We start from the raw sequence: 12,358 nt of genomic DNA on the forward strand, positions 1-12,358 counted from the left end.
CGTGAGATATTAGTGAAAAGATATAAGTATGATCAATTACGTAAGGCTCAACCAGAAAAGCTTTATCATAAAATGTATAAGGCGGGGAAGAACTGGGTCGTTATGGGATTGACCGTAGTTGGCTTTGGAATATTATTTCCATCTTTAGCTAAAGCGGATACACAAGAAGACGTTCAAAAAACAGAAAATGTCCATGATGATCCAAATGAGGCAAACAATGAAAGTTCTTTGTCGATACAAGAAAACGATCAAATAAGGCAATTGGCACCTACTGAGGTGAAAGAAACAGATAAGCCAACTGTGACTTCAGATGATCCTACGAATGCTCAACAAGTGGATATTAACGATGCTGAAGCAGATAAGGGTATAGTTGAACAGCAAAGTAGTACCTCACAAGCAGAAGATCCAGTAGAGATAACTGTTGAACCAGTTGTTGTAAAAGCAACTATTAATAATGACCAAAATACGGAAGCAATTGAAAATATTTCTACGGAAGCAATTAAGAGAGCACAAGCTGAAAGCCCTGATTATTCAACACAAAATGCTACACAAGAGTCTGCAGGGGATACTCAAGAACAAGTAGAAACATCTGTAGCAGCTCCAGATCAAGCACAGCAGCCATCTGAAGTTGCGCCAGAGACAGTAGAAAAAACTACTCAAAATCAAGTTGCCTTTCGAGTTGCTAGTATGCGTGCCGCTACGCAATCTGTAGTTAACGATACTCCTGATGCAAAAATTGAACAAGAGATCCAAAAGTATATCAAATCAGGCGTGCTTACAAATGCAGATGTATCGACGACACCTATTTTGCCGAATCCAACACTCTTTGACGATGCAAGCTTGACAGCTCCACGACCAATTAAGTCACAAACTAGAACGCTATCATATTACGCTCTTTATTATCCTTTTGTTAAACGTTTACAAGATGCGTATAGTAAAAAAGATTACAAAGAAGTAATGAATAATCTAGCTATAATGAGAGTTTTTTCGGAGATTGGAAATCAGGAGCAAACTATTCCGATAAAAGAAAGCTTTAAGTATAAGGCAGATACAGCATTAGCGAGATTCTTCCAATCTTTAGCGGTAATTATCAATGTCGATCAGGATGGCCATATAATCACAGAAACTAGTGGAAGATTAGGGACTGTTAATTCTATTCTTACAGGAAGTGGTGAGGCGTATCGAGTCGATAGTGGGGCAAAATATGCTCTAGGAGGATTTACTAACGCCGCTCAAGGACCGGCTAAGGCTAAGCTTGAAATTCAGTTAGGAAAAAATGGGACTGATGACTTATTGGGGTACGATAGTAGTAATGTAGAAACGATTCAGAACAATCCAGCTAATAAGTTAGGCCAATATGATTATTTGACTACCGATTATTACCATGCAGATGCTGATCATAATTTAATCAAATATGATGATAATGATCCTAATAAGACGAAGTTTGCAGTTATCAATATGTCTAATCCAAAGAGCGCTAGCAATAATGATTACACGATAACATTGGTCGTCAATCGTTATGGAAAAGCTGGAGTTGAAAAAGCAACAGTGACAACGAAATACGTAGATGAACAAGGAAAAGCAGTTACACCAAGCACGCAAGTGCAAGTACAAGGGAACGTAGGCGATAAGGTGAGAGTACCAGCAGCGCCAACAGTAACTGGATATACGCTAAAAGCAGTGACGTTCAATGATGCTTCAACAAGTGTCGGAACAGAAGTAACGTTAGCAAAAGAAAATACCTTGAAGTATGAATACGTAAAAGCAGTTGAAAAAGCAACAGTGACAACGAAATACGTAGATGAACAAGAGAACGCAGTTACACCAAGCACACAAGTGCAAGTACAAGGGAATGTGGGCGACAAGGTGAGAGTACCAGCAGCGCCAACAGTAACTGGATATACGCTAAAAGCAGTGACGTTCAATGATGCTTCAACAAGTGTCGGAACAGAAGTAACGTTAGCAAAAGAAAATACCTTGAAGTATGAATACGTAAAAGCAGTTGAAAAAGCAACAGTGACAGCGAAATACGTAGATGAACAAGGGAACGCAGTTACACCAAGCACACAAGTGCAAGTACAAGGGAATGTGGGCGACAAGGTGAGAGTACCAGCAGCGCCAACAGTAACTGGATATACGCTAAAAGCAGTGACGTTCAATGATGCTTCAACAAGTGTCGGAACAGAAGTAACGTTAGCAAAAGAAAATACCTTGAAGTATGAATACGTAAAAGCAGTTGAAAAAGCAACAGTGACAGCGAAATACGTAGATGAACAAGGGAACGCAGTTACACCAAGCACACAAGTGCAAGTACAAGGGAATGTAGGCGACAAGGTGAGAGTACCAGCAGCGCCAACAGTAACTGGATATACGCTAAAAGCAGTGACGTTCAATGATGCTTCAACAAGTGTCGGAACAGAAGTAACGTTAGCAAAAGAAAATACCTTGAAGTATGAATACGTAAAAGCAGTTGAAAAAGCAACAGTGACAACGAAATACGTAGATGAACAAGGGAACGCAGTTACACCAAGCACGCAAGTGCAAGTACAAGGGAATGTAGGCGACAAGGTGAGAGTACCAGCAGCGCCAACAGTAACTGGATATACGCTAAAAGCAGTGACGTTCAACAATGCTTCAACAAGTGTCGGAACAGAAGTAACGTTAGCAAAAGAAAATACCTTGAAGTATGAATACGTAAAAGCAGTTGAAAAAGCAACAGTGACAGCGAAATACGTAGATGAACAAGGGAACGCAGTTACACCAAGCACACAAGTGCAAGTACAAGGGAACGTAGGCGATAAGGTGAGAGTACCAGCAGCGCCAACAGTAACTGGATATACGCTAAAAGCAGTGACGTTCAACGATGCTTCAACAAGTGTCGGAACGGAAGTAACGTTAGCAAAAGAAAATACCTTGAAGTATGAATACGTAAAAGCAGTTGAAAAAGCAACAGTGACAACGAAATACGTAGATGAACAAGGGAACGCAGTTACACCAAGCACACAAGTGCAAGTACAAGGGAATGTAGGCGACAAGGTGAGAGTACCAGCAGCGCCAACAGTAACTGGATATACGCTAAAAGCAGTGACGTTCAACGATGCTTCAACAAGTGTCGGAACAGAAGTAACGTTAGCAAAAGAAAATACCTTGAAGTATGAATACGTAAAAGCAGTTGAAAAAGCAACAGTGACAGCGAAATACGTAGATGAACAAGGTAATGCAGTTACACCAAGCACACAAGTGCAAGTACAAGGGAACGTAGGCGATAAGGTGAGAGTACCAGCAGCGCCAACAGTAACTGGATATACGCTAAAAGCAGTGACGTTCAACAATGCTTCAACAAGTGTCGGAACAGAAGTAACGTTAGCAAAAGAAAATACCTTGAAGTATGAATACGTAAAAGCAGTTGAAAAAGCAACAGTGACAGCGAAATACGTAGATGAACAAGGGAACGCAGTTACACCAAGCACGCAAGTGCAAGTACAAGGGAACGTAGGCGATAAGGTGAGAGTACCAGCAGCGCCAACAGTAACTGGATATACGCTAAAAGCAGTGACGTTCAATGATGCTTCAACAAGTGTCGGAACAGAAGTAACGTTAGTAAAAGAAAATACCTTGAAGTATGAATACGTAAAAGCAGTTGAAAAAGCAACGGTAACAACGAAATACGTAGATGAACAAGGGAACGCAGTTACACCAAGCACGCAAGTGCAAGTACAAGGGAATGTGGACGACAAAGTAACAGTGCCGACGGCCCCAGTAGTATCAGGTCATCATGTAGATAGCATCACTTTCAATGGGACAAAAGTCCAAGCAGGAAGTGAAGTAACACTGGAAGAAACGAACGAATTGACATATACGTATGTGAAAGACGAAGAACCAGTGGTACCAGAAGCTAAAACGACAGTGAACTATCAAGCAGATGGCAAAGCAGTGAGCCCACAAGAAAAAGTCGAGCTAAAAGGACAAGTCGGTGATAAGGTAACAGTACCAGAAGCCCCAACAGTTCAAGGACATCATGTAGATAGCATCACTTTCAATGGGACAAAAGTCCAAGCAGGAAGTGAAGTAACACTGGAAGAAACGAATGAATTGACATATACGTATGTGAAAGACGAAGAACCAGTGGTACCAGAAGCTAAAACGACAGTAAACTATCAAGCAGATGGCAAAGCAGTGAGCCCACAAGAAAAAGTCGAGCTAAAAGGACAAGTCGGTGATAAGGTAACAGTACCAGAAGCACCAATAGTTCAAGGACATCATGTAGATAGCATCACTTTCAATGGGACAAAAGTCCAAGCAGGAAGTGAAGTAACACTGGAAGAAACGAACGAATTGACATATACGTATGTGAAAGACGAAGAACCAGTGGTACCAGAAGCTAAAACGACAGTGAACTATCAAGCAGATGGCAAAGCAGTGAGCCCACAAGAAAAAGTCGAGCTAAAAGGACAAGTCGGTGATAAGGTAACAGTACCAGAAGCCCCAACAGTTCAAGGACATCATGTAGATAGCATCACTTTCAATGGGACAAAAGTCCAAGCAGGAAGTGAAGTAACACTGGAAGAAACGAATGAATTGACATATACGTATGTGAAAGACGAAGAACCAGTGGTACCAGAAGCTAAAACGACAGTAAACTATCAAGCAGATGGCAAAGCAGTGAGCCCACAAGAAAAAGTCGAGCTAAAAGGACAAGTCGGTGATAAGGTAACAGTACCAGAAGCACCAATAGTTCAAGGACATCATGTAGATAGCATCACTTTCAATGGGACAAAAGTCCAAGCAGGAAGTGAAGTAACACTGGAAGAAACGAACGAATTGACATATACGTATGTGAAAGACGAAGAACCAGTGGTACCAGAAGCTAAAACGACAGTGAACTATCAAGCAGATGGCAAAGCAGTGAGCCCACAAGAAAAAGTCGAGCTAAAAGGACAAGTTGGCGATAAAGTAACAGTGCCGACGGCCCCAGTAGTATCAGGACATCATGTAGATAGCATCACTTTCAATGGGACAAAAGTCCAAGCAGGAAGTGAAGTAACACTGGAAGAAACGAACGAATTGACATATACGTATGTGAAAGACGAAGAACCAGTGGTACCAGAAGCTAAAACGACAGTGAACTATCAAGCAGATGGCAAAGCAGTGAGCCCACAAGAAAAAGTCGAGCTAAAAGGACAAGTCGGTGATAAGGTAACAGTACCAGAAGCCCCAGTAGTATCAGGACATCATGTAGATAGCATCACTTTCAATGGGACAAAAGTCCAAGCAGGAAGTGAAGTAACACTGGAAGAAACGAACGAATTGACATATACGTATGTGAAAGACGAAGAACCAGTGGTACCAGAAGCTAAAACGACAGTGAACTATCAAGCAGATGGCAAAGCAGTGAGCCCACAAGAAAAAGTCGAGCTAAAAGGACAAGTTGGCGATAAAGTAACAGTGCCGACGGCCCCAGTAGTATCAGGTCATCATGTAGATAGCATCACTTTCAATGGGACAAAAGTCCAAGCAGGTAGTGAAGTAACACTGAAAGAAACAAATGAATTGACATATACGTATGTGAAAGATGAAGAACCAGTGGTACCAGAAGCTAAAACGACAGTGAACTATCAAGCAGATGGCAAAGCAGTGAGCCCACAAGAAAAAGTCGAGCTAAAAGGACAAGTTGGCGATAAAGTAACAGTGCCGACGGCCCCAGTAGTATCAGGACATCATGTAGATAGCATCACTTTCAATGGGACAAAAGTCCAAGCAGGTAGTGAAGTAACACTGAAAGAAACAAATGAATTGACATATACGTATGTGAAAGATGAAGAACCAGTGGTACCAGAAGCTAAAACGACAGTGAACTATCAAGCAGATGGCAAAGCAGTGAGCCCACAAGAAAAAGTCGAGCTAAAAGGACAAGTTGGCGATAAAGTAACAGTGCCGACGGCCCCAGTAGTATCAGGACATCATGTAGATAGCATTACTTTCAATGGGACAAAAGTCCAAGCAGGTAGTGAAGTAACACTGAAAGAAACAAATGAATTGACATATACGTATGTGAAAGATGAAGAACCAGTGGTACCAGAAGCTAAAACGACAGTGAACTATCAAGCAGATGGCAAAGCAGTGAGCCCACAAGAAAAAGTCGAGCTAAAAGGACAAGTTGGCGATAAAGTAACAGTGCCGACGGCCCCAGTAGTATCAGGACATCATGTAGATAGCATCACTTTCAATGGGACAAAAGTCCAAGCAGGAAGTGAAGTAACACTGAAAGAAACAAATGAATTGACATATACGTATGTGAAAGACGAAGAACCAGTGGTACCAGAAGCTAAAACGACAGTGAACTATCAAGCAGATGGCAAAGCAGTGAGCCCACAAGAAAAAGTCGAGCTAAGAGGACAAGTTGGCGATAAAGTAACAGTGCCGACGGCCCCAGTAGTATCAGGACATCATGTAGATAGCATCACTTTCAATGGGACAAAAGTCCAAGCAGGAAGTGAAGTAACACTGAAAGAAACAAATGAATTGACATATACGTATGTGAAAGATGAAGAACCAGTGGTACCAGAAGCTAAAACGACAGTGAACTATCAAGCAGATGGCAAAGCAGTGAGCCCACAAGAAAAAGTCGAGCTAAAAGGACAAGTTGGCGATAAAGTAACAGTGCCGACGGCCCCAGTAGTATCAGGACATCATGTAGATAGCATTACTTTCAATGGGACAAAAGTCCAAGCAGGTAGTGAAGTAACACTGAAAGAAACAAATGAATTGACATATACGTATGTGAAAGATGAAGAACCAGTGGTACCAGAAGCTAAAACGACAGTGAACTATCAAGCAGATGGCAAAGCAGTGAGCCCACAAGAAAAAGTCGAGCTAAAAGGACAAGTTGGCGATAAAGTAACAGTGCCGACGGCCCCAGTAGTATCAGGTCATCATGTAGATAGCATCACTTTCAATGGGACAAAAGTCCAAGCAGGAAGTGAAGTAACACTGGAAGAAACGAATGAATTGACATATACGTATGTGAAAGACGAAGAACCAGTGGTACCAGAAGCCAAAACGACAGTGAACTATCAAGCAGATGGCAAAGCAGTGAGCCCACAAGAAAAAGTCGAGCTAAAAGGACAAGTTGGCGATAAAGTAACAGTGCCGACGGCCCCAGTAGTATCAGGACATCATGTAGATAGCATCACTTTCAATGGGACAAAAGTCCAAGCAGGAAGTGAAGTAACACTGGAAGAAACGAACGAATTGACATATACGTATGTGAAAGACGAAGAACCAGTGGTACCAGAAGCCAAAACGACAGTGAACTATCAAGCAGATGGTAAAGCAGTGAGCCCACAAGAAAAAGTCGAGCTAAAAGGACAAGTTGGCGATAAAGTAACAGTGCCGACGGCCCCAGTAGTATCAGGACATCATGTAGATAGCATCACTTTCAATGGGACAAAAGTCCAAGCAGGAAGTGAAGTAACACTGGAAGAAACGAATGAATTGACATATACGTATGTGAAAGACGAAGAACCAGTGGTACCAGAAGCCAAAACGACAGTGAACTATCAAGCAGATGGCAAAGCAGTGAGCCCACAAGAAAAAGTCGAGCTAAAAGGACAAGTTGGCGATAAGGTAACAGTACCAGAAGCCCCAACAGTTCAAGGACATCATGTAGATAGCATCACTTTCAATGGGACAAAAGTCCAAGCAGGAAGTGAAGTAACACTGGAAGAAACGAACGAATTGACATATACGTATGTGAAAGACGAAGAACCAGTGGTACCAGAAGCCAAAACGACAGTGAACTATCAAGCAGATGGTAAAGCAGTGAGCCCACAAGAAAAAGTCGAGCTAAAAGGACAAGTTGGCGATAAAGTAACAGTGCCGACGGCCCCAGTAGTATCAGGACATCATGTAGATAGCATCACTTTCAATGGGACAAAAGTCCAAGCAGGAAGTGAAGTAACACTGGAAGAAACGAATGAATTGACATATACGTATGTGAAAGACGAAGAACCAGTGGTACCAGAAGCCAAAACGACAGTGAACTATCAAGCAGATGGCAAAGCAGTGAGCCCACAAGAAAAAGTCGAGCTAAAAGGACAAGTTGGCGATAAGGTAACAGTACCAGAAGCCCCAACAGTTCAAGGTCATCATGTAGATAGCATCACTTTCAATGGGACAAAAGTCCAAGCAGGAAGTGAAGTAACACTGGAAGAAACGAACGAATTGACATATACGTATGTGAAAGACGAAGAACCAGTGGTACCAGAAGCCAAAACGACAGTGAACTATCAAGCAGATGGTAAAGCAGTGAGCCCACAAGAAAAAGTCGAGCTAAAAGGACAAGTTGGCGATAAAGTAACAGTGCCGACGGCCCCAGTAGTATCAGGACATCATGTAGATAGCATCACTTTCAATGGGACAAAAGTCCAAGCAGGAAGTGAAGTAACACTGGAAGAAACGAATGAATTGACATATACGTATGTGAAAGACGAAGAACCAGTGGTACCAGAAGCCAAAACGACAGTGAACTATCAAGCAGATGGCAAAGCAGTGAGCCCACAAGAAAAAGTCGAGCTAAAAGGACAAGTTGGCGATAAGGTAACAGTACCAGAAGCCCCAACAGTTCAAGGTCATCATGTAGATAGCATCACTTTCAATGGGACAAAAGTCCAAGCAGGAAGTGAAGTAACACTGGAAGAAACGAACGAATTGACATATACGTATGTGAAAGACGAAGAACCAGTGGTACCAGAAGCCAAAACGACAGTGAACTATCAAGCAGATGGTAAAGCAGTGAGCCCACAAGAAAAAGTCGAGCTAAAAGGACAAGTTGGCGATAAAGTAACAGTGCCGACGGCCCCAGTAGTATCAGGACATCATGTAGATAGCATCACTTTCAATGGGACAAAAGTCCAAGCAGGAAGTGAAGTAACACTGGAAGAAACGAATGAATTGACATATACGTATGTGAAAGACGAAGAACCAGTGGTACCAGAAGCTAAAACGACAGTAAACTATCAAGCAGATGGCAAAGCAGTGAGCCCACAAGAAAAAGTCGAGCTAAAAGGACAAGTTGGCGATAAAGTAACAGTGCCGACGGCCCCAGCAGTATCAGGACATCATGTAGATAGTATCACTTTCAATGGGACGAAAGTCCAAGCAGGAAGTGAAGTAACACTGGGAGAAACGAACGAATTGACATATACGTATGTGAAAGACGAAGAACCAGTGGTACCAGAAGCTAAAACGACAGTGAACTATCAAGCAGATGGCAAAGCAGTGAGCCCACAAGAAAAAGTCGAGCTAAAAGGACAAGTCGGTGATAAGGTAACAGTACCAGAAGCCCCAGTAGTATCAGGACATCATGTAGATAGCATCACTTTCAATGGGACAAAAGTCCAAGCAGGAAGTGAAGTAACGCTGGAAGAAACGAACGAATTGACATATACGTATGTGAAAGATGAAGAACTTAAAAATCTAGCTAATGAGACCAATGGAACTGTGAATACTGTTTCGAAGACCACAGATGATACTATGAATAGTCATTCTCAAAAAGTGGTTGAGACTGATGTACAAAATTCACTAAGTAGCGAATTCTCTAAATCAAGTGCTGGACAAAGTGACTTACCGCAAACGGGAGATGAAGTGGAAGATATGAAAGCAGGTCTTCTAGGGACATTGCTTGTGGCTCTTGGCGGTTTTCTCGGAGGAAGCGTAGGAAAACGAAAGAATAAGAGTAAGTAATGTATTCTTCGGTGATCAAAAAAATATCCAGATATCACTAAAAGATAATTGCATTAGAGAAAAAATCATGATATCATGAAGGCTGTTGTATAACACGAAATAACTCTGACTCAGCAAATGGATCAGGGCAAAGGAGCGAAATTAGTAATGAAACAAGGAATTCATCCAGAATACCACGAAGTTGTTTTCATGGACTCAGCTACAGGATACAAGTTCTTGTCTGGTTCAACAAAAACTTCTGAAGAAACTGTTGAATTTGAAGGTAAAACATACCCATTGATCCGTGTGGAAATTTCATGTGACTCACATCCATTCTACACAGGAAAACAAAAATTCACACAAGCCGATGGTCGTGTGGATCGTTTCAACAAGAAGTACGGTTTTACAAACAACTAAAACAATACAAAGTGAACTGTGGACGATCACAGTTCACTTTTTTTGTGCAAAATTTTAAGAAATGTGGGTTCATAACGTAATGTTTCCATAAGATCAGCCCATAAATAGTCTAAGTGTTTTGGGATCGCAAGTTGTTTCTTTAGAGAGTTAGGTTCGTTCAAAGGCTGTTCGGTCGTCAAATAATAATGGCAAAGTGTTAATAAAACTGCAAAACGATCGGCTTCTTTCTCCATCTTCGAGACATAGGTGAGTTGTTTTTTATAATGAATAAGTAGTGGTTTGATACCTTGATGAAGTAAGATATGTCCAAGCTCATGGGCGGTAATGAAACGTTGATTTGCTGATGAAAGATCTTGATCGACATAGATCAAAGAAACATCATAGAAAGTTGTTTTGAAACCTAAAATATCGCCTAGCTCAAGATATAAGATCTCAATATCAAGTGCTTGGCATAATTCAAAAATATCTAAAGTAGCACTTTTTTGTTCAAGGTCAACTAAAAGTTCGAGTAATCGTTCCATGTTCATCCCTTAGCCAAGATGCACAAATAAAAGTTAGCTGTCCTTTCAATCAAAGTTGAAGTATACGGCATCTTTTCACTTTTAATATACTTTTCCAGAACTTATATTCGATTAAACTATAGCATAGCTAATGAATTTGACCAATAAAAAAAGCTATCAAAAGAAATATCTTCTTCTGATAGCTATCAATGATGATCAATTTTCATGTTCTTGGTGAGCTTTCTTATAGCTTAATTGAAGCCCGATCTCTAAGGCGTTGGCTAGCAGTTTTCGATGTTCTTGACTCATCGGAGCACCATAAAAATTAAGATCAGGTTCATTTTCAGTCAGATCGATCAATTCTTGGACTTTTTTTGCAATGTCTAATTGATCACGTTCTTGTTTCTGCTGATAAAGTAATTCGCCCTCCGCAGTAGGTGGAACTTGATGATCTAAAATAAAATCAGTTGAAACATCGAAGATCTTAGCTAGTTTGACGATCTCATCAGCTCGTAAAGTTCTATTTCCATGTTCAATGCGCCCCATGACATTTTTATTTAATCCCATTTTACGTGCGAGCTGAGCTTGTGATAAGCCGTGGCTTTCACGGAGTTCAATGATCTTAGTTGAGATGCTGTTCATATCCATGTTGCGCCTCCAATGTTAGCTAATTTAGCTAAATAAATTTTTTGTACACAAATTAGATACGTTATATTGACATCCCTGTTTTAGAGTGATATATTCAAAGTGCAAACGGAACGGGGACATTATCTTTGTGTATCTGTTTTGTTTGTAAAGTTAGTTAAAAAGTTTAAGACTATTAGTTGAGGACTCTTTAATCAACGAAGTTTTTGACAGTATTGAAACAAAAACTTCAAGAAAAGCGGCAACTTCTCTTGGAGCGAGCTTTGATCAATAATTCTGACACCAATCATAGCATAATTTTTATATCCTGTCATTTTCAGTGGTGCTGACCTTTTCCCCCGATGAAGAGTCAGCGCTAGGTGCAACCAACTATTAAAGATCGTAGTGTCATTTTGATCCAAATGATAGCTATCGTAGTTGGGAGCAATCGCGGCAATGTTAGCACGGATCAGTTTTTCAACTTGAAAGAGGCGTTACCTTTTGTAGCGTCTCTTTCTCATATGTTCACAGTAGAAAGGATGTTGAGCATGTGTCCAGGGCTCTTTTTTAAAAGTAAGATGTTATCGCGCCAAGAGTTAGAGTCAGTGGTCAAAGTATCAGCCAAACGCTTAGAGATCAAAATTGCGATCGTTCCTGTTGAGGTAACTGATCCACGTAGCTGTGTTTTAGTGCTTTTTTTGGATGAAGCCGCTCGCCTAAAGACACCGCTATTGCAGTTAGAGCTTGCAGATATAGCAGTGATGAGTTTTCCGTTTGAGATAACAAATTACGGTCTAGTGTGATTTTATCCTAAAATGGCGAGAAGACCGCCACTTCTATAAGTGGTGAATGAATCGTCCCATTCTGAAGCACTAAAAAAGCTTCTTTTTCTTGATGATTTTAATTCAGATAATATAATCAAGGAGTATAAATATGGAATTAGATAAAAATCAACATTCAGTATACTCTATTAACTGTAGTTAAATATCGAAGAAAAGTAATGTCTGATGAAATTTTAGGCTATTTAAGAGCTACTTTTGAACGAACCTGAGTTCCATAGGTTAAGTTGGGGTAGTTCAAACTTGCGCTCCTTC

5 protein-coding genes and 1 pseudogene are annotated in these 12,358 nt (G+C 40.9%); 4 read left to right on the forward strand and 2 right to left on the reverse strand.

The features are described 5' to 3' along the window. The first annotated feature begins 12 nt into the window (after window positions 1–12). Complete coding sequence (locus tag QFX10_RS06780; RefSeq protein WP_280605500.1) at window positions 13–9,744, forward strand: KxYKxGKxW signal peptide domain-containing protein; 9,732 nt, start codon at window positions 13–15, stop codon at window positions 9,742–9,744. Window positions 9,745–9,891: 147 nt separating this feature from the next. After that, complete coding sequence (locus tag QFX10_RS06785; protein ID WP_280605501.1) at window positions 9,892–10,140, forward strand: type B 50S ribosomal protein L31; 249 nt, start codon at window positions 9,892–9,894, stop codon at window positions 10,138–10,140. A gap of 26 nt (window positions 10,141–10,166) precedes the next feature. Here QFX10_RS06785 and QFX10_RS06790 read toward each other — a convergent pair whose 3' ends face one another. Together QFX10_RS06790 and QFX10_RS06795 are read right to left on the reverse strand one after the other, a co-directional pair. After that, entirely contained in the window at window positions 10,167–10,661 is a 495-nt protein-coding gene (locus QFX10_RS06790; RefSeq protein WP_280605502.1) for an ImmA/IrrE family metallo-endopeptidase, read from the reverse strand. A 195-nt stretch (window positions 10,662–10,856) separates the two neighbouring features. Continuing rightward, on the reverse strand, window positions 10,857–11,288 hold the full coding sequence (locus QFX10_RS06795) for a helix-turn-helix domain-containing protein (protein WP_280605503.1): 432 nt from the start codon (window positions 11,286–11,288) through the stop codon (window positions 10,857–10,859). 356 nt (window positions 11,289–11,644) lie between these two features. Here QFX10_RS06795 and QFX10_RS06800 point away from each other — a divergent pair, with 356 nt between their 5' ends. Together QFX10_RS06800 and QFX10_RS06805 are read left to right on the forward strand one after the other, a co-directional pair. Further along, on the forward strand, window positions 11,645–12,067 hold the full coding sequence (locus QFX10_RS06800) for a hypothetical protein (protein WP_280605504.1): 423 nt from the start codon (window positions 11,645–11,647) through the stop codon (window positions 12,065–12,067). 130 nt (window positions 12,068–12,197) lie between these two features. After that, window positions 12,198–12,309, forward strand: a pseudogene (locus QFX10_RS06805) (IS200/IS605 family transposase); the annotation flags it as partial. Between the last annotated feature and the right edge of the window lie 49 nt (window positions 12,310–12,358).

Origin of the sequence: Ligilactobacillus faecis, assembly GCF_029889745.1 — a bacterium.
Classification (GTDB): domain Bacteria; phylum Bacillota; class Bacilli; order Lactobacillales; family Lactobacillaceae; genus Ligilactobacillus; species Ligilactobacillus faecis.